The 19,329-nt window shown below is 68.9% G+C and carries 15 protein-coding genes and 1 pseudogene; 11 read left to right on the top strand and 5 right to left on the bottom strand.

The window, feature by feature from the left end:
* The first annotated feature begins 372 nt into the window (after positions 1 to 372).
* From ACFWTC_RS10415 to ACFWTC_RS10405, 3 genes are all read left to right on the top strand, one after another.
* Positions 373 to 777: a hypothetical protein gene (locus tag ACFWTC_RS10415; protein ID WP_384074142.1), complete on the top strand. Its 405-nt coding sequence runs from the start codon at positions 373 to 375 to the stop codon at positions 775 to 777.
* 126 nt (positions 778 to 903) lie between these two features.
* Positions 904 to 1,215, top strand: a complete 312-nt coding sequence (locus ACFWTC_RS10410; RefSeq protein ID WP_384028921.1) for a helix-turn-helix transcriptional regulator — start codon at positions 904 to 906, stop codon at positions 1,213 to 1,215.
* Between the two features lie 67 nt (positions 1,216 to 1,282).
* Positions 1,283 to 2,431 (top strand): tyrosine-type recombinase/integrase, encoded by a 1,149-nt coding sequence (locus ACFWTC_RS10405; protein ID WP_384028919.1) that lies wholly within the window; start codon positions 1,283 to 1,285, stop codon positions 2,429 to 2,431.
* A gap of 195 nt (positions 2,432 to 2,626) precedes the next feature.
* On the opposite strand, the gene ACFWTC_RS10400 is transcribed toward ACFWTC_RS10405, so the two are convergent.
* Both ACFWTC_RS10400 and ACFWTC_RS10395 read right to left on the bottom strand, forming a co-directional pair.
* Positions 2,627 to 4,156: a helix-turn-helix domain-containing protein gene (locus ACFWTC_RS10400; RefSeq protein ID WP_383919629.1), complete on the bottom strand. Its 1,530-nt coding sequence runs from the start codon at positions 4,154 to 4,156 to the stop codon at positions 2,627 to 2,629.
* Positions 4,157 to 4,213: 57 nt separating this feature from the next.
* A complete protein-coding gene (locus ACFWTC_RS10395) occupies positions 4,214 to 4,696 on the bottom strand; it encodes a MarR family winged helix-turn-helix transcriptional regulator (RefSeq protein ID WP_384028917.1) in 483 nt (160 codons plus the stop codon).
* A 99-nt stretch (positions 4,697 to 4,795) separates the two neighbouring features.
* Between ACFWTC_RS10395 and ACFWTC_RS10390 the strand changes: the two genes are divergently transcribed.
* The 6 genes and pseudogenes from ACFWTC_RS10390 (at position 4,796) to ACFWTC_RS10365 (ending at position 12,688) form a co-directional block, all read left to right on the top strand.
* Positions 4,796 to 5,680, top strand: a complete 885-nt coding sequence (locus tag ACFWTC_RS10390) for a haloalkane dehalogenase (protein ID WP_384028915.1) — start codon at positions 4,796 to 4,798, stop codon at positions 5,678 to 5,680.
* A 105-nt stretch (positions 5,681 to 5,785) separates the two neighbouring features.
* Positions 5,786 to 6,088 (top strand): annotated as a pseudogene (locus ACFWTC_RS10385) (substrate-binding domain-containing protein); the annotation flags it as partial.
* Between the two features lie 141 nt (positions 6,089 to 6,229).
* On the top strand, positions 6,230 to 8,959 hold the full coding sequence (gene acnA, locus ACFWTC_RS10380) for an aconitate hydratase AcnA (protein WP_383919638.1): 2,730 nt from the start codon (positions 6,230 to 6,232) through the stop codon (positions 8,957 to 8,959).
* Between the two features lie 345 nt (positions 8,960 to 9,304).
* Positions 9,305 to 10,753: an N-acetylglucosamine/diacetylchitobiose ABC transporter substrate-binding protein gene (ngcE, locus tag ACFWTC_RS10375; RefSeq protein WP_384028913.1), complete on the top strand. Its 1,449-nt coding sequence runs from the start codon at positions 9,305 to 9,307 to the stop codon at positions 10,751 to 10,753.
* Between the two features lie 43 nt (positions 10,754 to 10,796).
* The gene (locus ACFWTC_RS10370; protein ID WP_383919643.1) at positions 10,797 to 11,741 is read left to right on the top strand and encodes a carbohydrate ABC transporter permease; all 945 of its coding nucleotides are present in this window, start codon (positions 10,797 to 10,799) and stop codon (positions 11,739 to 11,741) included.
* 14 nt (positions 11,742 to 11,755) lie between these two features.
* Positions 11,756 to 12,688 carry a carbohydrate ABC transporter permease gene (locus ACFWTC_RS10365; RefSeq protein WP_383919646.1) on the top strand — a complete coding sequence of 311 codons (933 nt, stop codon included), beginning with the start codon at positions 11,756 to 11,758 and terminating at the stop codon, positions 12,686 to 12,688.
* 53 nt (positions 12,689 to 12,741) lie between these two features.
* Here the strand turns inward: ACFWTC_RS10365 and ACFWTC_RS10360 are convergent, their stop codons facing one another.
* Genes ACFWTC_RS10360 through ACFWTC_RS10350 form a run of 3 tightly spaced genes read right to left on the bottom strand, consistent with a single transcriptional unit; the run spans position 12,742 to position 16,224 of the window.
* On the bottom strand, positions 12,742 to 13,467 hold the full coding sequence (locus ACFWTC_RS10360; protein WP_384028911.1) for an MgtC/SapB family protein: 726 nt from the start codon (positions 13,465 to 13,467) through the stop codon (positions 12,742 to 12,744).
* Positions 13,468 to 13,501: 34 nt separating this feature from the next.
* A complete protein-coding gene (mgtA, locus tag ACFWTC_RS10355) occupies positions 13,502 to 15,337 on the bottom strand; it encodes a magnesium-translocating P-type ATPase (protein ID WP_384028909.1) in 1,836 nt (611 codons plus the stop codon).
* An 8-nt stretch (positions 15,338 to 15,345) separates the two neighbouring features.
* Positions 15,346 to 16,224, bottom strand: a complete 879-nt coding sequence (locus tag ACFWTC_RS10350) for a cation-transporting P-type ATPase (protein WP_384028907.1) — start codon at positions 16,222 to 16,224, stop codon at positions 15,346 to 15,348.
* A 592-nt stretch (positions 16,225 to 16,816) separates the two neighbouring features.
* Here ACFWTC_RS10350 and ACFWTC_RS10345 point away from each other — a divergent pair.
* Both ACFWTC_RS10345 and ACFWTC_RS10340 read left to right on the top strand, forming a co-directional pair.
* Positions 16,817 to 18,031 carry an ROK family protein gene (locus ACFWTC_RS10345; protein ID WP_383919654.1) on the top strand — a complete coding sequence of 405 codons (1,215 nt, stop codon included), beginning with the start codon at positions 16,817 to 16,819 and terminating at the stop codon, positions 18,029 to 18,031.
* A 129-nt stretch (positions 18,032 to 18,160) separates the two neighbouring features.
* Positions 18,161 to 19,258, top strand: coding sequence for a sugar ABC transporter substrate-binding protein (locus tag ACFWTC_RS10340; protein ID WP_383919657.1), 1,098 nt, complete (start codon positions 18,161 to 18,163; stop codon positions 19,256 to 19,258).
* Positions 19,259 to 19,329 lie beyond the last annotated feature (71 nt).

Below are 19,329 nucleotides of genomic sequence, written 5' to 3'. Positions count from 1 at the left end.
ACGCCAGCGTCAACCACACATCGTCCGCGGCTACTTCGGCGGCCCACACGTCCGCTACGTCCTGGACGAGAACCCTTTGAGTTTCTGATCAATAGTGTTGAAACGTTCCTTCTTTCGGATCGGCAATGCTTTGCTCTGTTGGACTGGGTTGGCGAACGGCCGCAGAACGGCCAGGTGCTGCGAGCCTTCCTGGCGTCCATCGCCTTCGCGGCACTGAGGCCGGCCGAAGCGCTAGCGCTACGCGTCCGAGACACTGAACTCCCCGACGACGGTACTGGTTTCCTGCTGGTCCACCCTCAGGGGCAAATGAGGAGCGCAGAGGAGACCGGCCGTGTTGCTGAGGCGCGGCGTGTCCCCGCGTGCCCAGACCTGGTGGCGCTCCTGCAGGCCGAGATCGCCCGGCGTGACCTCGGCCCCGACGACGCCGTATTCACCTGCGAGGACGGGCGGCCGCTGCCCGACGCGGTCTACCGAAGGGTCTGGAGGCAGGCGCGAGCGGCCGTTCTGGAATCAGACGAGATCGACTCGCCGCTCGGCAGGCGCGTCTCCGACCTCCGCACAGCGTGCATCGCGGCGTGGTTGCGAAACGGCGACCAGAGCGCGGCGCACGTCGTCATGGTGGCTGAGTGCGCGGACCTCACCGCTTCCCGGATCGCCGAACGCTTCTCGCACTGTCTCCGGAGGCCGAAGCCGACTGAGATCCCCTGGGACCGTCTCGAAGTCGCGCAGTGCCTGCCTGCCCCGCAGAGCGATCTGATGACCGCTGCGCGCCGGTAGCGCAGCGCACAGTCGCGCGTTGTCCGCGCGGCGCTCCCTGCTCCGCCGTAGGTCACGGGCGGGTAGCGAGACCCTGGCTCTCCACCCGCCCGTGCCTGCGCCCCCGCATCTCACAGAAACCCTGTCATGCCTGCACAATCGTTGCTTGCTCCTTCCGTCGCTGTTCCTACTGCCCGTGCCCTACGCACAGGCTTCCTGACCGTCAAAGATGCCGCCGAGTACCTCGGCCTCTCGCCACACACGCTCTACGTCTGGCGCCACCGGCGGCAAGGGCCGCCGAGCTTCCGCATGGGTCCACGTGGTCGCGTCATGTACCGGCGGGAAACCCTGGATGCATGGGTCCGTGAACAGGAACAGGCCGACTCGCGTTCCAACACGGCATTGAGCCCCCTCAACGCCCCGCGCCAGTACCGATCCGGTGGAGCGGCGGTCGTGTGACCCCGCCCGTCTGTCCCCCGTTTCCGTTCTAAGGAGAGTTTTGCCCGGTTACATAGAAGACCGGTGGTTGAAGAAGCGCCCCAGCCGGGAGACCGGCAAGCGTGAACGCACCGCCATGTACGGAAAGTGCACCCGCTACCGGGTGAAGGGGATCCCGGGCGTCAAGGACCGTTCGTTCGAAGCCCTGCAGGACGCCAAGACCTGGCTCGCGACGGCCCAGACCGATGTGCGGCGCCAAGAGTTTGTCGACCCGCGCGACGGCGATCTCTTGGTCAGGGACTACATCGCGAAGCACTGGTGGCCCACCCAGAGCGGCGATCCGTCGACGCTCCAGAGCATCGAGCAGCGGGTGCGGCGCCACATCGTTCCACACCTCGGAGCGTTCCCGCTGAACAGCGTGGGGGCCGACGTGCTCCGAAACTGGATGAAGCGGCTGGAGAAGGACCTCGGTCCTACCTCCATCCGCTTGGTCTGGGCCACGCTGTCCAGCTTGCTGCAAGCCGCAGTTGAGGACCGCAGGCTAGCGCGCAACCCGTGCCGCGCGAAAACCGTCCGGCCGCCGGCCGCTGCTCCAGGCAGGTTGGAAGCATGGCCGCAGGAACGAGTGCTGGCAGTCCGCGCCGCCGTGCCCGAGCGCTACCAGATCCTCGTCGAGATCGGCGCGGGTCTCGGGCTGCGCCAGGGTGAGGCGTTCGGGCTCAGCCTGGACGACTTCGATTTCGACGAGGGGGTCGTCCACCTCCGGCGTCAGGTCAAGATGGTGCGCACGAGGCTGTGCTTCGCGCTCCCCAAGGGCCGCAAGGTCCGGGACGTGGCACTGCCCTCCAGCGTGGCGGAAGCGGCGCGACGCTACGCAGCCGTGTTCTCACCCGTGCCGGTCACTATGGCATGGGACGACCCCCGCCCTCCGGAGACGCCTGTGGAGGCCAAGCACCGCCGGCCCAGGACGTACAACCTGCTCGTGACCGGACGTGAGCGCAAGGCGGTCAACCGGAACTACTTCAACTCCTACGTCTGGAAACCCGCGCTGGCCAAGGCGGGCGTGATCGGTGGCCTCGAGGGGCGCGCGGACGGCAAGCGTGTCTGGGAGCCCTCCCGGGAGCACGGCTTCCACGCGCTGCGCCATTTCTACGCCTCCGAGCAGCCGGAGCCCGGTGAGTCAGTTGTCTCTCTCTGGCCCAGTGGCTGGGACACTCCGACCCCGGGTTTACCCTGAGGAAGTACGCGCACTTCCTGCCCCGCGCGGGCGCTCGCGGCACCGCCGCCATCGACGCCGTGTTCGGGTAGCTGGGAGGGGAGCCCAGGAACGCCCGGCTGGGCCCAAAGTCCCAGAGAAGTCCCACAGACGCCGCCGCATCCCTTGCTGACCCGTGTAATAGCAGGTCAGATAGGGTGCGGCGGCTTTCGTCTGTCAAATGTCGCGGAAGATCTCGATCTGGGCGCCCACCGAGTTGAGGCGCTCGGCCAGTTCCTCGTAGCCGCGGTTGATGACGTAGACGTTGCGGAGCACCGAGGTGCCCTCCGCCGCCATCATCGCCAGGAGGACCACGACCGCCGGGCGCAGCGCCGGCGGGCACATCATCTCCGCCGCGCGCCAGCGCGTCGGGCCCTCGACGAGGACCCGGTGGGGGTCCAGGAGCTGGAGGCGGCCGCCGAGGCGGTTGAGGTCCGTCAGGTAGATGGCCCGGTTGTCGTACACCCAGTCGTGGATCAGGGTCTGGCCCTGGGCGACGGCCGCGATGGCCGCGAAGAACGGGACGTTGTCGATGTTCAGCCCGGGGAACGGCATCGGGTGGATCTTGTCGATCGGGGCTTCGAGCTTGGACGGGCGGACCGTGAGGTCGACCAGGCGGGTGCGGCCGTTGTCGGCCACGTACTCCGCCGAGCGGTCGTGGTCCAGGCCCATCTCCTCCAAAACCGCGAGCTCGATCTCCATGAACTCGATCGGGACCCGGCGGATCGTCAGCTCCGACTCCGTGACCACCGCGGCGGCGAGCAGGCTCATCGCCTCGACCGGGTCCTCGGAGGGGGAGTAGTCCACGTCCACGTCGATGTTGGGGATGCCGTGCACGGTGAGGGTGGTCGTGCCGATGCCCTCGACCCTGACGCCGAGCGCCTCCAGGAAGAAGCAGAGGTCCTGGACCATGTAGTTGGAGGAGGCGTTGCGGATGACCGTGACGCCGTCGTGCCGGGCGGCGGCCAGCAGCGCGTTCTCGGTGACCGTGTCCCCGCGCTCGGTCAGCACGATCGGGCGGTCCGGGGAGACCCCGGCCTCGACCTGGGCGTGGTAGATGCCCTCGGTCGCGGTGATGTCCAGACCGAACCGGCGCAGGGCGATCATGTGCGGCTCGATGGTGCGGGTGCCGAGGTCGCAGCCGCCCGCGTACGGCAGGCGGAAGTGGTCCATCCGGTGGAGCAGGGGCCCCAGGAACATGATGATGCTCCGGGTCCGGCGGGCGGCGTCCGCGTCCATGGACTCCATGTCGAGGCGGGCCGGCGGGACCAGTTCGAGGTCCACGCCGTCGTTGATCCAGCGGCTGCGCACGCCGATGGAGTTCAGGACCTCCAGCAGGCGGTAGACCTCCTCGATGCGGGCCACCCGCCGCAGCACCGTACGGCCCTTGTTGAGCAGCGAGGCGCACAGCAGTGCGACACAGGCGTTCTTGCTCGTCTTGACGTCGATGGCGCCGGAGAGCCGGCGGCCGCCGACGACCCGCAGGTGCATCGGTCCGGCGTAGCCCAGAGAGACGATCTCGCTGTCGAGGGCCTCGCCGATGCGGGCGATCATCTCAAGGCTGATGTTCTGATTGCCGCGCTCGATCCGGTTCACGGCACTCTGGCTGGTGCCGAGTGCGTCGGCGAGCTGACTCTGTGTCCAGCCCCTGTGTTGCCGGGCGTCACGGATGAGCTTGCCGATGCGTACGAGGTAGTCGTCTGCCATGGCTGCACGGTATCTCAGATATGAGATGCCGCCCGCGCCGGTTGCGCCATACGGGTGTTACCGGCCGTCAGCTCCCATCGTGCCGTCCGCGGGCGCGTGGTGCGCGACGAGACGGCCGAGCAGGTGAACGAGTTGCTCCCGCTCCTGGTGGGACAGGGGGGACAGCAGTTCCTCCTGGGCCGCGTCGAGGAGCGCTTCCAGCTTGCGCAGCCGCCGTCGGCCGAGCGGTGTGAGAGTGACGACATTGCGCCTGCGGTCCCCGGGATCGGGGGCCCGCTCGACGAGTTCGCGCTCGGCGAGCTCGTTGATGACGGCGACGAGGTCGCTGCGGTGGATGCCGGTGCGCCCGCTCAACGCGGCCTGGCTCGCCGGTCCGGACTCCTCCAAAGCAACCAGGGCTGCATAGTGCCATTTACGGGCATCTGCCCCACTCAGTCCCTCCGTCACCAGTCGCTGTGCGTGCGTCGAAGCCTGCCCGAGCAGCCGGCTGGGCAGGTTCCGCAGCCGCGCGGGGACGGCTCCGCTCTCATCGGTGGTCATGGGGGGAGGGTACTCGTTGCGTTAGGGGCGCTAACGGTATAGCTTCGTTGGCGTGACTAACGTTAGTCATGCAAACGATTTCTTGAAGGGGGCCTTCCGATGGCCACTACCGGCGTACTCGGCTCGACGATGCACCACGAGGAGCGCGGCGCGGACGCCCCCGGCGTCCCCTTCGTGTTCCTGCACGGCAACCCGACCTCCTCCCACCTGTGGCGCCACGTACTGCCCCGGATCGAGGGGCGGGTCCGCGTCCTGGCCCCCGACCTCATCGGCATGGGCCGCTCCGGCAAGCCGGCCGGCGCGTACCGCTTCGCGGACCACGCCCGGTACCTCGACGCCTGGTTCGACGCCCTCGGGCTCGACGAGGCCGTCCTCGTCGGCCAGGACTGGGGCGGGGCGCTCGCCCTCGACCGGGCCGCCCGGCACCCCGGGCGGGTCCGCGGCGTCGCCTTCATGGAGACGATCCTGCGGCCGATGACCTGGGAGGAGCATCCGCCCGCGTCCCGCGCCCGGTTCGAGGCGATACGGACCCCGGGGGTGGGGGAGGAGATGGTCCTGGACCGGAACCTCTTCATCGAGGACAGCCTCGGGCGGACGGTGTCGCAGCCGATGTCCGAGGAGGACCGTGCCGTGTACGCGGCCCCCTACCCGACCCGCGAGAGCCGGCGGCCGCTGCTCCAGTGGGCCCGCTCGATGCCGCTCGACGGCGAGCCGGCGGACGTCGTCGCCCGCGTCGGGGAGTACGCCGCCTGGCTGGGCGCGAGCCCGGAGGTGCCCAAGCTCCTGCTGACCTTCGACGGTTCGCCCACCCTGATGGTGGGCGACGCGCTCATCGCATGGTGCCGGGAGAACGTCTCCGCGCTGGAGACCGCGTACTGCGGCCCCGCCGCCCACCTCTGCCCGGAGGACCGGCCCGAGGAGATCGCCGCCGCGCTCAACGCCTGGGCGGCCCGCCACGGCCTGGCGGACCGCCCCGCGCGGTAGGTCGCCGCCCCCGGTCCTCCGGCCGCCGGACGGCCGCCCGGAACACCCCGAGGCGCGGCCCCGGCGGCCCCCTCGGGAAGCCCCGTTGCCTCCGCCGCGCCCGGCCGCCCCGACGCCGTCTGCTGCGTGTACGACCCCGGCGGCCGGCAGGTGCTCGCGGCCGCCGCGCGGCACGGTATCCGTACGCCCGGCGGCGTGCTCCTGGTCCGCGCGAGCGAGGATCCGGCGTACGGGAGCCACGAACCCGCCGTGACCACCGTCACGCTCCATCCCGAGCGGATCGCCGTGACGGCGGTGTCCGCGCTGGTCACACTGATCGAATCCGGGCAAGCGGAATCCGTGGGGCAGTACACCGTGCCAATAGGTCTACGGGTGCGCGCCTCGTCCCTTCCCCCGGACATGTACTAGAGTTATCTCGACATCGAGATATCTGCCGAGAGGCGTACCGCAGCCGTCCCGCCTGGTAAGGGTTACCTAACTTAGCCTCACCTTAGCGGATTGGCCAGAGTGCCACGCGGCAGGATTGCGGTAAAACGCGCGAATTCATGCATGAAGGAGACTGTCGTGTCGGCGAACAGCTTCGACGCCCGCAGCACGCTGCAGGTGGGCGACGAGTCGTACGAGATCTTCAAGCTGGACAAGGTCGAGGGCTCCGCCCGCCTTCCCTACAGCCTGAAGGTCCTGCTGGAGAACCTGCTCCGTACCGAGGACGGCGCGAACATCACCGCCGACCACATCCGGTCGCTCGGCAACTGGGACTCGCAGGCCCAGCCCAGCGAGGAGATCCAGTTCACGCCGGCTCGCGTGATCATGCAGGACTTCACCGGCGTTCCCTGCGTCGTGGACCTCGCCACCATGCGCGAGGCCGTGAAGGCCCTCGGCGGCGACGCCTCCAAGATCAACCCGCTGGCCCCGGCCGAGCTGGTCATCGACCACTCCGTGATCGCGGACAAGTTCGGCACCCCGGAGGCGTTCCTGCAGAACGTCGAGCTGGAGTACGGCCGCAACCGCGAGCGCTACCAGTTCCTGCGCTGGGGCCAGACCGCCTTCGACGAGTTCAAGGTCGTCCCCCCGGGCACCGGCATCGTCCACCAGGTCAACATCGAGCACCTGGCCCGTACGGTCATGGTCCGTAACGGCCAGGCGTATCCCGACACCCTCGTCGGCACCGACTCCCACACCACCATGGTCAACGGCCTGGGCGTGCTGGGCTGGGGCGTCGGCGGCATCGAGGCCGAGGCCGCGATGCTCGGCCAGCCGGTCTCCATGCTGATCCCGCGCGTCGTGGGCTTCAGGCTGACCGGCGAGCTGCCCGCCGGCACCACCGCCACCGACCTGGTGCTGACGATCACCGAGATGCTGCGCAAGCACGGCGTCGTCGGCAAGTTCGTCGAGTTCTACGGTGAGGGCGTCGCCGCCACCTCGCTGGCGAACCGCGCCACCATCGGCAACATGTCGCCGGAGTTCGGCTCCACCGCCGCGATGTTCCCGATCGACGACGAGACCCTGAAGTACCTGCGCCTGACCGGCCGCGACAAGCAGCAGGTCGCGCTCGTCGAGGCGTACGCCAAGGAGCAGGGCCTGTGGCTGGACCCGGCCGCCGAGCCGGACTTCTCCGAGAAGCTGGAGCTCGACCTCTCCACGGTCGTCCCCTCCATCGCCGGCCCGAAGCGCCCGCAGGACCGCATCGTCCTCGCCAACGCCTCGCAGCAGTTCGCGCTCGACGTGCGCAACTACGTCAACGACGACGAGGAGGCCGGCAAGGAGTCCTTCCCGGCGTCCGACGCCCCGGCGTCCGCCAACGGCGTGCCGACCAAGCCCACCCCGGTCACGCTGGCCGACGGCACCTCCTTCGAGATCGACCACGGCGCCGTCACCGTCGCCGCGATCACCTCCTGCACCAACACCTCGAACCCCTACGTCATGGTCGCCGCGGCGCTCGTGGCGAAGAAGGCGGTCGAGAGGGGCCTGACCCGCAAGCCGTGGGTCAAGACCACCCTGGCCCCGGGCTCGAAGGTCGTCACCGACTACTTCGACAAGGCCGGCCTGACCCCGTACCTCGACAAGATGGGCTTCAACCTCGTCGGGTACGGCTGCACCACCTGCATCGGCAACTCCGGTCCGCTGGACGAGGAGATCTCGAAGGCGATCAACGAGGCCGACCTCGCCGTCACCTCGGTCCTCTCGGGCAACCGCAACTTCGAGGGCCGCATCAACCCCGACGTCAAGATGAACTACCTGGCCTCCCCGCCGCTGGTCGTCGCGTACGCCATCGCGGGCTCCATGAAGGTGGACATCACCACCGACGCGATCGGCACCGACACCGAGGGCAAGCCGGTCTTCCTCCAGGACATCTGGCCCTCCGAGGCCGAGGTCAACGACGTCGTGGCGAACGCCATCGGCGAGGACATGTTCAACAAGTCCTACGCGGACGTCTTCGCGGGCGACGCCCAGTGGCAGGCGCTGCCGATCCCGACCGGCAACACCTTCGAGTGGGACCCGCAGTCCACCTACGTGCGCAAGCCCCCCTACTTCGAGGGCATGACGATGGAGACCACCCCGGTCTCCGACATCGCCGGCGCGCGCGTGCTGGCGAAGCTGGGCGACTCGGTCACCACCGACCACATCTCCCCGGCCGGTGCGATCAAGGCCGACACCCCGGCCGGCAAGTACCTCACGGAGCACGGCGTCGAGCGCCGTGACTTCAACTCGTACGGTTCCCGCCGCGGCAACCACGAGGTCATGATCCGCGGCACCTTCGCCAACATCCGCCTCCGCAACCAGATCGCGGCGGGCACCGAGGGCGGCTTCACCCGCGACTTCACCGTCGAGGGCGCGCCGGTCTCCTTCATCTACGACGCCTCGCAGAACTACCAGGCCGCCGGCATCCCGCTGGTCATCCTGGCGGGCAAGGAGTACGGCTCGGGCTCGTCCCGCGACTGGGCCGCCAAGGGCACCGCGCTGCTCGGCGTCAAGGCCGTCATCGCCGAGTCCTACGAGCGCATCCACCGCTCCAACCTGATCGGCATGGGCGTCCTGCCCCTGCAGTTCCCCGAGGGCGCCACCGCGGCCTCCCTGGGCCTCACCGGCGAGGAGACCTTCGCCTTCACCGGTGTGGAGGAGCTGAACAACGGCACCACCCCGCGCACCGTCAAGGTGACCACCGACACCGGTGTGGAGTTCGACGCGGTAGTCCGCATCGACACGCCGGGCGAGGCGGACTACTACCGCAACGGCGGCATCATGCAGTACGTGCTCCGCAACCTCATCCGAGGCTGAGAGGCGCGCCAGGCGGAGCCGAATCAGTCGGGTCGGCTCCGCCAGTCGGCACCATAGGGCCGTATCCCCGGACACGGGGGTGCGGCCCTTCCGTCTGTTCCGGTGCCGTCGGTGGCCCCGGGCCAGGTGACGGTGAGGTCTCAACTCGGAAAAGCCGGAGCTGATCCTTGTGCATGATCTTGCTCACCCGAGCGGAAGTGGACTATACCTGTGCCCGTCCGGACCACCGCGAACCGAGCGGTCCCGGACCGGGGGACGGCGGGGACCTGCGGTGATGCCGCATGCGCGGCAACTGCCGGGCTGTCCCGCTTCCTTCACACTTCTGACGAAGGCGAGGACTTGAGCATGGGATCCACCTCCGCCCACGGCGAGAACAGCACCGACGGCCTCGGCCGCCGCGACCTGATCAAGCGCTCCGCGGCACTCGGCCTGATCACTGTGCCGACGATGAGCTTCCTGTCCGCGTGCGCCTCCGGCGCCGAGGAGGCCCCCAAGGGCGGTGCCCCCAAGGGGGCGGTCACCAAGGAGAACCCCTTCGGCGTCGCCAAGGGCGGCAAGCTCGACGTCGTCGTCTTCAAGGGCGGCTTCGGCGACGACTACGCGAAGGCCTGGGAGGCCGCCTTCGACAAGAAGTGGGGCACCACCAGCTCCCACCTGGGCACCCAGGAGATCACCGCCAAGCTCCAGCCGCGCTTCAACGCCGGGAACCCGCCGGACGTCGTCGACGACTCGGGCGCCCAGCAGATCAAGCTGGACGTCCTGGCCAAGGGCGGCCAGCTCGCCGACCTCACCGCCGTGCTCGACGCGCCCTCGCTGGACGACCCGACCAAGAAGGTGCGCGACACCCTCGTCGAAGGGGCCTACGAACAGGGCCTCCAGGGCGGCAAGTTCGTCGTCCTGAAGTACGTCTACGCCGTCTTCGGCTTCTGGTACTCCGGCAAGCTCTTCAAGGAGAAGGGCTGGACCCCGCCCAAGACGTGGGACGAGTTCCTGGCCGTCTGTACCAAGGCCAAGGAAGCGGGCATCGGCGGCCTCGCCCACCAGGGCAAGTTCCCGTACTACATCAACGTCGTCATCATGGACCTGATCGCCAAGAAGGGCGGTCTGGACGCCATGAAGGCGATCGACAACCTGGAGCCGAACGCCTTCGAGGGCAACCCGGCCGCCCTCGCCGCCGTCGAGGCCGTCTACGAGGTCGTCGAGAAGGGCCTCCTGCTGCCGGGCACCAACGGCCTCACCCACACGGAGTCCCAGACCGCCTGGAACCAGTACAAGGCCGCCTTCATCCCCAGCGGCTCCTGGCTGGAGAACGAGCAGCTCAAGCAGACCCCCGAGGACTTCGACATGAAGTTCCTGCCCATGCCGCTGCTGCCGGACAGCAAGCTGCCCTTCGAGGCCGTCCGGGCCGGCGTGGACGAGCCCTTCATCGTCCCGGAGAAGGCCGCCAACAAGGCCGCGGGCATGGAGTTCCTCCGCTCGATGCTCTCCCGCGAGTGGTCCACGATCTTCGCCCAGCAGGCCAACTCCCTCACCGTCGTCAAGGACGGCGTGGACCCCGCCGTCAAGCTCCGCCCGGGCACCGAGTCGGCCGTCGAGGCCCTCAAGGCCGCCGGCGGCAACACCTTCAGCTACCGCTACCCGGACTGGTACAGCGAGATGGACACCGAGATCCAGAACGCGTCCAATGAGCTGATGGCCCAGCGCATCCAGCCGAAGGAATGGATCAAGCGGGCGCAGGCTGCGGTAGACAAGGCTGCCAAGGACCCGAACGCGAAGAACAACAAGCGCAGCTGACGACGCGTCCACCGGACACCCGGCAACACCAGGGACGGACACCATGAGCCACGCAGCCCAGGGGAGGGGGAAGGCCGGCTTCATCACCGGTTTCCTCATCGCACCGATCGCGCTGTACCTGACCTTCGTCATCTGGCCGTATGTTCAGACATTCGGCTATTCCTTCACCAACTGGTCGGGCCAGTCACCGGTCTTCGACTTCGTCGGCCTGGACAACTACACGGCGTTGCTGAAGGACGAGGTCTTCCGCGGCGCGCTGTGGCACAACCTGCTGCTCCTGGTGTTCGTCCCGGCGATCACCATCCTGCTCGCCCTCTTCTTCGCCTTCATGGTGAACGCGGGAGGGCGCAGCGGGGCCGGCGGCGTGCAGGGCGTCTCCGGCTCGCGCCTCTACAAGGTCGTCTACTTCTTCCCCCAGGTCCTCTCCCTCGCGATCCTCGCCGTGCTCTTCGGCGCCATCTACCGCAGCGACGAGGGAGGCCTGCTCAACGGCTTCCTCATCAAGACCGGCCTGGTCGACCCGCAGCACCCGATCGAATGGCTCAACGAGCCGAACTTCGTCCTCTGGTGCCTGCTGTTCGTGGTGGTCTGGCACGGCGTCGGCTTCTACCTCGTCCTCTTCTCCGCCGCCATGCAGTCCGTACCGAAGGACATCTACGAGGCCGCGCTCCTCGACGGCGCCGGGCGCGCCCAGACCTTCTTCAAGGTCACCCTGCCCCTGCTGTGGGATTCTGTGCAGACCTCCGCGGTCTACCTGGGCATCGCCGCGATGGACATGTTCGTGCTGGTGTCGACCATGACCTCGGGCCAGTTCGGCGGCGGACCCGACCACCACAGCGAGGTCATGGCCACGGTGCTGATGCGCAACTTCCTGTACTTCGGCAAGAGCGGCTACGCCTGCGCCATGGGCGTGGTGATGCTCGTCCTGACCATGATCCTCTCCGTCATCACGCTGCGCGCCACCCGCCGCGAGCGCATCGAGTTCTGAAGCGGAGTGCCCTGATGACAACACAGTCCACAGTGATCAAGGCTCCGGGCGAAGCCGCCGCGGAGAGCTCCTCCGGAGCCGGACGGACGGGAGAGCCGGACCGGCGCTCCGAGGGCGTGGTCCTCAACGTCTTCTCGCACGGGTTCCTCGCCCTCTGGGCGATCATGATCGTGCTGCCCCTGATCTGGCTCGTCCTCGGCTCCTTCAAGACCGACGCGCAGATCGGCGGCTCCGCCCTCAGCTGGCCCTCGAACTGGCACCTGGACGCGTTCGGCCGGGCCTGGGACAAGGGCATCGGCGGCTACTTCGGCAACACCCTCGTCGTGCTGGTGTTCTCGGTCCCGCTGACCATGCTGTTCGGCTCCATGGCCGCGTACGTCCTGGCCCGCTACCCCTTCAAGGGGAACCGGGCCGTCTACTACTTCTTCGTCAGCGGCGCGATGTTCCCCGTGTTCCTCGCGCTCGTCCCGCTGTTCTTCATGGTCAAGCGCTTCGACATGCTGAACACCTACCAGGGCCTGATCCTCGTGTACATCGCGTACTCGATGCCCTTCACCATCTTCTTCATGCACTCGTTCTTCCGGACGCTGCCCACCGCCGTGTACGAGGCGGCCGTGATCGACGGGGCGTCCGACACCCGGATCTTCTTCCAGGTGATGCTGCCGATGGCCAAGCCCGGCCTGATCAGCGTCGGGATATTCAATGTCCTGGGCCAGTGGAACCAGTACATCCTGCCCGCCGTGCTGATGCAGCCCCAGTCGAGCGCGGACCCCGAGCGCTACATGCTCACCCAGGGCCTGATCCAGCTCCAGCAGCAGATGGGGTACGAGACGGACCTGCCCGTGCTGTTCGCCGGGGCGACCATCGCGATCATTCCCATGCTCGCGGTCTACCTGTCCTTCCAGCGCCAGATCCAGGCCGGCCTGACCTCCGCCACCCTCAAGTAGCGGCCGGGCCCGGACCCCTGACGGGGGACCGGGCCCGTGCCGCGTCCCCGGGCCTACGCCCGGCCCGGATCCGGCACCACCGCCCAGCTGACCGCCGAGACCGACGGGTCGAGGGAGAGGTTGCTGACCGCCTCCTCCAGCGCCCGGCCCTCCTGCCCCTCGGCGGTCAGCAGCGCGGACACGGTCACCAGGCCCGCCGTCGGGCCGTCCTGGCTGCGGATCGACCGCAGCTGGTACCCCGGCCGGCCCAGCGCGTCGACCAGCCGGTGCCGGATGTGTGCCTCCTCCGCCTCCAGGCACACCGCCTCGAAGTGGAAGTCGGCGACGGCCTCGGCCCCGCCGCGCGGCTCCCGGTCCAGCCGCCGGCCCAGCGGGCGCAGCAGGAGGTTGGCCCCCACCACGCCCACCGTGCCGCAGGCGGCCAGGACGAACAGGCCGACTCCCGCGAGGCAGCCCACGGCCGCCGAACACCACAGGGTGGCGGCCGTGTTCAGGCCCGCGACGCTCAGCCCGTCCCGCATGATCACCCCGGCGCCGAGGAACCCGATCCCGGAGACGATCTGCGCCGCGACCCGCGAGCCGTCGTAGTTCACCTCCGAGACCGCGCTGAGGAACCCGTACTGGGAAAGCAGTACGAACAGCGCCGCTCCGCCCGCGACCAGGGCGTTCGTCCGCAGCCCCGCCATCCGGGCCCGCCACTGCCGCTCCAGGCCGATCACCGCTCCGAAGCCGAGCGCGGCGGCCAGGTGCCCGGCCATCTGCCATTCGGTGAGCAGCACGGGCGTCTCCTTCCTCCGTGTGGACGGTCGGCCGTCACAGCCAGGTGTTGAACCTGCGGATGTACCAGGTCTTCACGAGCTGGGTGAGCGTGCAGTACGCGAGGAGCACGCCGATCAGCCACGGGAAGTAGCCGGCCGGCAGCGCCGTGAAGCCCAGCGGGGCGGCCAGCGGCGAGAACGGCAGCCACAGCCCGGTCAGGACCGCGAGGACCGTCATCACCATCACCGGCCAGGAGGCGCTGGACTGGATGAAGGGGATCTTCCGGGTGCGGATCATGTGGACGATCAGGGTCTGCGAGAGCAGGCCCTCGATGAACCAGCCGGACTGGAAGAGCGCCTGGTGCGCCTCGCTGTTCGCCCCGAAGACGTGCCACATGATCAGGAACATCGAGATGTCGAAGATCGAACTGACGGGGCCGATGGTGACCATGAAGCGGCCGATGCCCTTGGCGTCCCAGTTGCGGGGCCCCCGCAGGTACTCCTCGTCCATCCGGTCCCACGGGGTGGCCAGCTGCGAGATGTCGTAGACCAGGTTCTGGACCAGCAGCATGATCGCGAGCATCGGCTGGAAGGGGATGAAGGCGCTCGCGACCAGCACCGAGAAGACGTTGCCGAAGTTCGACGAGGCCGTCATCTTGATGTACTTGATGGTGTTGCCGAAGGTGGTCCGGCCCTGGATCACGCCCTGCTCCAGGACGGTCAGGTCCTTCTCCAGCAGGATGATGTCGGCCGACTCCTTGGCGATGTCCACGGCCGTGTCCACCGAGATGCCGACGTCGGCGTCGCGCAGCGCGGCCGCGTCGTTGATGCCGTCCCCGAGGAACCCTACGGTGTGCCCCTCGGCCTGGAGGGCCCGTACGATCCGGGCCTTCTGGACGGGGTTGACCTTGGCGAAGACCGTCGTACGGGCGGCCAGCGCGCGCAGTGCGTGCTCGTCGAGGGCGTCGGTCTCCGCGCCCGGCACCACGTGCCCGACGTCGAGGCCGACGTCCGCGCAGACCCGGGCGGCGACGAGCTCGTTGTCGCCGGTGACCACCTTGACCGCGATGCCCTTGTCGGCCAGGCCCCGGAGCGCCCGGGCGGCGTCGGCCTTCGGCGGGTCGAGGAAGGCGAGGAAGCCGACGAGGGTGAGGCCGTCCTCGTCCGCGACGGTGTAGGTGTCGCGCGGTGCGGCGACCGTGCGGGTGGCGACGGCCAGGACGCGCAGGCCCTGCCGGTTGTTCTCCTCGGCGATCCGGGTGGCGTGCCACCGCAGCTGCTCGGTCAGTTCGACGCGCTCACCGCGGTCCTTCATGTGGGTGCAGAGGTCCAGGACCTCTTCGACGGCGCCCTTGGTGATCACCACATGCTCGGTGGGGCCGGGGTCGCCGACGATCGCGTTGCGCTTCAGGACCACGGACATCCGGCGCCGGGCGAAGTCGAAGGGGATCTCGTCGACCATCGAGAACCGTGCGTCGACGACAACCTCCTCGGCCTCGTTGACGCGGTCGATGACCGCCTGGTCCATCAGGTTCCGCAGTCCGGTCTGGAAGTGGGCGTTGAGGTAGCCGTACTCCAGGACCTCGTTGTCCTCCGTGCCGTGCACGTCCAGGTAGCGGTCCAGGACGATCCGGTCCTCGGTGAGGGTGCCGGTCTTGTCCGTGCACAGCACGTCCATGGCGCCCAAATTCTGGATCGCGCCCAGCCGCTTGACGACGACCTTGCGCCGGGACATGGCGACGGCGCCGCGGGCCAAGTTGGCGGACACGACCATCGGCAGCATTTCCGGGGTCAGGCCGACCGCGACGGCGATACCGAAGAGGAAGGCCTCGTTCCAGTCGCTCTTCGTGAAGCCGTTGATCATGAAGACGACCGGGACCATGACGAGCATGAAGCGGATCAGCAGGAGGCTGACCCGGCGGACGCCGGTGTGTCGAAGTTGGTCTGCGGGCGCTCGCCCACCAGCGAGCCGGCCATCGAGCCGAAGTGGGTGTCCGAGCCGGTGGCGACGACGACGCCGGTGGCGGTTCCGGAGGTGACCGAGGTCCCCATGAGTACGAGGTTGTCGGCCTCGACCGGGTCGCTGGTCCCGTGCCGGCCGAGGTCCTCGGTCCGGGTGTCGGCCTTGGCGACGGGCAGGGACTCGCCGGACAGGGCCGCCTGGCCGACCATCAGGTCCTTGGGCGTGATCAGTCGCAGGTCCGCCGGGACGAGGTCGCCGGCGGCCAGCTTGACCATGTCGCCCGGGACCACCTGGTCCATGGGCACCTCGAACGTGGTGGGGCCGGAGCCGCTGCCGGCCCGGCGCTGCACGGCGCAGGTGGTGGTCACGAGCCGGCCCAGCGCGTCGGCGGCCCGGCCGGAGCGGAACTCCTGCCAGAAGCGCAGCAGCCCGCTGATCGCCACCATCGCGGAGAGGATGACGACGCCCGGGTCCCCGGGGTCCTGCCAGTACATGACCGCGGCCAGGAAGACCAGGACGGCGATGAAGGGGTTCCGGTACGCCTTCGCGAGCTGGAAATACCAGCGGGGGGCGCGCTCCTGGGCGACGGTGTTGGGGCCGTGCCGTTCGAGGCGCAGCGCGGCCTCGGCGTGGGTGAGGCCGTGGCGCGAGGCGTCGACGGACTGGAGGACCTGGACGCCCGGGCGGGCGCTCGTCGCGGCGAGCCGCTCGCCGACGAGCCGGGTACGTGCCTCCGGCTCGGCGGCCTTGCGCTCGCGGCGGGTCCGGCCCGGCGGTGCGAGCTTCGCCGGGGTGCGGGGGGTGAGCATGGTCATGACGAATACCTCCCTCCACGGCGTCCGGGCAGCGCGGAGCCGCACGGTCACGTGGAGTGATCACGTGTCGGCGCGCGAGGGCACGGAACGGCCGCGGGGCACGCCGGTGGGCATGGGTGACGCAGGCCCCACGGGATCGACGGAATCGTCAGGGCATGCGGAAAGGAAACGGGGGCAGGGTGACGCGGAACGCGTGGAGGCAACCACGGGGTGCCGCGGCCGTGCGCACTCGGGGAAAGGCGGCCGAGCCGAAGGTCAGCCGACGGGAGCGCTGCAAGGACTTCGATCGGGACTCATCCCGAACACCTCCTTGCGTAGAGCGCTGTCATCACGGGGCGCCCGGTCCGGCCGGAAAGGCCGCAGAGGATCGGCGCCTTTGCGACCGTAGCACGATCGGAGCGACCGTTCTCTCCCCCTTCTGGCCGGTAGTGGCCGATTCGTGCCGCGTCAGCCTCTTGACGTCTGGAGGCGCAAAGGCTCGACTTAAGGTTCACAAGTTGGAGAGACGCCGGGGTCTCGGAGCGCCAAGCCGTCAGGGCCCGGCTCGGGGGGCGACGGCTTGCCGTCGCTTATGGGCAGGAGTGGATGAGTCGTGCAGACTCCCGGATCGCAGTCCTCGCTGCATCGAGCGAATCTGGAACGGGTCGTGCGGGCGGTGCGGCTCGCGGGATCGCTGACCCAGGCGGAGATCGCCCGTGCCACCGGACTGTCGGCGGCCACGGTCTCCAACATCGTCCGGGAACTGAAGGAAGCCGGGACCGTCGAGGTCACGGACACGTCGGCCGGCGGACGGCGGGCCCGGAGCGTCTCGCTCAGCGGGGACGCGGGCATCGTCATAGGCGTCGACTTCGGCCACACCCACCTGCGCGTGGCGGTCGGGAACCTCGCCCACCAGGTACTGGCCGAGGAGGCCGAGCCGCTGGACGTGGACGCCTCCTGGGCGGACGGCTTCAACCGGGCCGAAACCCTGGTCGGACGGCTGGTCGCGGGCGTCGGGGTGGGCCTGGACAAGGTCATCGGCGTCGGGCTGGGCGTGCCGGGGCCCATCGACGTGGAGTCCGGGACCCTGGGCTCGACCGCGATCCTGCCTGGCTGGGCCGGGATCAACCCCCGCCAGGAGCTGTCGCAGCGCCTCGGCGTGCCGGTGTACGTGGACAACGACGCCAACCTCGGCGCGCTCGGCGAGCTGGTGTGGGGGAGCGGCCGGGGGGTCAAGGACCTCGCGTACATCAAGGTCGCCAGCGGTGTGGGCGCCGGGCTGGTGATCAACGGCCAGATCTACCGGGGGCCGGGCGGCACGGCCGGCGAGATCGGGCACATCACGCTGGACGAGTCGGGCCCCGTCTGCCGCTGCGGCAACCGCGGCTGCCTGGAGACGTTCGCGGCCGCCCGGTACGTCCTGCCGCTGCTCCAGGGCACGCACGGGCCGGAGCTGACGATGGAGCGGGTGGTGGAGCTGGCCCGCGGCGGCGACCCCGGCTGCCGCCGGGTGATCACGGACGTGGGCCGCCACATCGGCAGCGGCGTGGCCAGCCTCTGCAACCTCCTGAACCCGAGCCGGGTGGTCCTGGGCGGGTCGCTCGCGGACGCCGGTGAACTGGTCCTGGCCCCCATCCGTGAATCAGTGGGGAGGTACGCGATCCCGAGCGCGGCCCGGCAGTTGTCGGTGCTGACCGGGTCGCTCGGAGGACGGGCGGAGGTGTTGGGGGCACTGGCCCTCGTGCTCAGCGAGATGGGCGATTCGACGCTTTTGTCGCACCATGGAAGTGGAGTGCGAGCACCAGCCGTCTTGTCTTCAGGTAGATAACGGATGGCACCGTTGTCATCTCGTTAAGGATTCACTCCTTGACGGCAAAACGCGGCCGGGGTTGACTCACATCCACCTCGGCCGCAGTGTTGCGGCCTCGTCAGGGAGGTTCAAGTAATGAACACTCGTATGCGTAGAGCCGCCGTAGCCGTTGCCGCCGGCGCCATGGCCGTCTCGCTTGCCGCTTGTGGCAGTGCGAAGGAGGCCGGCGAGAAGCCGAAGGACTCCGCCGCGGTCGGCGACGCCATCAAGGTCGGGCTGCTCCTTCCGGAGAACCAGACCGCGCGGTACGAGAAGTTCGACAAGCCGCTGATCGAGAAGAAGGTCGCCGAACTGACGCGCGGCAAGGGCGAGGTCGTCTACGCCAACGCCAAGCAGGACGCGACCACGCAGAACTCCCAGGTCGACACGATGATCACCAACAAGGTGAACGTCCTCATCGTGGACGCGGTGGACTCCAAGGCCATCGCCGGCGCGGTCAAGCGCGCCAAGGACGCCGGCATCCCGGTCGTCGCCTACGACCGTCTGGCCGAGGGCCCGATCGACGCCTACACCTCCTTCGACAACGAAGAGGTCGGCAAGGTCCAGGGCAAGGCGCTGCTGGAGGCCCTGGGCGACAAGGCCAAGGACGGCCAGATCGTCATGATGAACGGTTCGGTCACCGACCCGAACGCCAAGCTCTTCAAGTCCGGTGCCCACTCCGTCCTCGACGGCAAGGTGAACATCGGCAAGGAGTACGACACGGTCGAGTGGAAGCCGGAGAACGCCAACACCAACATGGCGGCGGCCCTCTCGGCGCTCGGCAAGGACAAGATCGTCGGCGTCTACTCCGCCAACGACGGCATGGCCGGCGGCATCATCACCGCCCTCAAGGCGGCCGGTCTGTCCACCCTGCCCCCGGTCACCGGCCAGGACGCCGAACTCGCCGGTGTGCAGCGGATCGTGTCGGGCGAGCAGTTCATGAGCGTCTACAAGCCGTACGCCCCCGAGGCCTCGGCCGCGGCGGAGATGGCCGTCGCCCTCGCCAAGGGCGAGAAGATCGACGGGATCATCAACCAGAAGGTCGACAGCCCGACCACCAAGGCCGTCCCGTCCGTCCTGATCCCGGTCGTCTCGCTCACGAAGGCGAACATCAACGACACCGTCGTCAAGGACGGGGTCTACAAGGTCGAAGAGATCTGCACCGACAAGTACGCGGCCGCCTGCGCCACCGCCGGCATCAAGTAAGGCCCCCGTCGCCCGCTCGCACGGCGACCCCCACGCCTGCCCGGCGCCCCGCCCCTTCTTACCCCGCCACC

Source organism: Streptomyces sp. NPDC058619, assembly GCF_042717785.1.
In the GTDB taxonomy this organism is placed as follows: Bacteria; Actinomycetota; Actinomycetes; order Streptomycetales; family Streptomycetaceae; genus Streptomyces.
This window is presented reverse-complemented; position numbering and strand designations above follow the sequence as displayed.

What these genes read in the sequence shown, in the direction of transcription:
- ACFWTC_RS10370 (WP_383919643.1), top strand. Translation starts at nt 10,797, where the DNA reads ATGAGCCACGCAGCCCAGGGGAGGGGGAAGGCCGGCTTCATCACCGGT.
- ACFWTC_RS10390 (WP_384028915.1), top strand. Translation starts at nt 4,796, where the DNA reads ATGGCCACTACCGGCGTACTCGGCTCGACGATGCACCACGAGGAGCGC.
- ngcE (WP_384028913.1), top strand. Translation starts at nt 9,305, where the DNA reads ATGGGATCCACCTCCGCCCACGGCGAGAACAGCACCGACGGCCTCGGC.
- mgtA (WP_384028909.1), bottom strand. Translation starts at nt 15,337, where the DNA reads ATGCTCGTCATGGTCCCGGTCGTCTTCATGATCAACGGCTTCACGAAG.
- ACFWTC_RS10395 (WP_384028917.1), bottom strand. Translation starts at nt 4,696, where the DNA reads ATGACCACCGATGAGAGCGGAGCCGTCCCCGCGCGGCTGCGGAACCTG.
- ACFWTC_RS10400 (WP_383919629.1), bottom strand. Translation starts at nt 4,156, where the DNA reads ATGGCAGACGACTACCTCGTACGCATCGGCAAGCTCATCCGTGACGCC.
- acnA (WP_383919638.1), top strand. Translation starts at nt 6,230, where the DNA reads ATGAAGGAGACTGTCGTGTCGGCGAACAGCTTCGACGCCCGCAGCACG.
- ACFWTC_RS10410 (WP_384028921.1), top strand. Translation starts at nt 904, where the DNA reads ATGCCTGCACAATCGTTGCTTGCTCCTTCCGTCGCTGTTCCTACTGCC.
- ACFWTC_RS10350 (WP_384028907.1), bottom strand. Translation starts at nt 16,224, where the DNA reads ATGACCATGCTCACCCCCCGCACCCCGGCGAAGCTCGCACCGCCGGGC.
- ACFWTC_RS10340 (WP_383919657.1), top strand. Translation starts at nt 18,161, where the DNA reads ATGCGTAGAGCCGCCGTAGCCGTTGCCGCCGGCGCCATGGCCGTCTCG.
- ACFWTC_RS10365 (WP_383919646.1), top strand. Translation starts at nt 11,756, where the DNA reads ATGACAACACAGTCCACAGTGATCAAGGCTCCGGGCGAAGCCGCCGCG.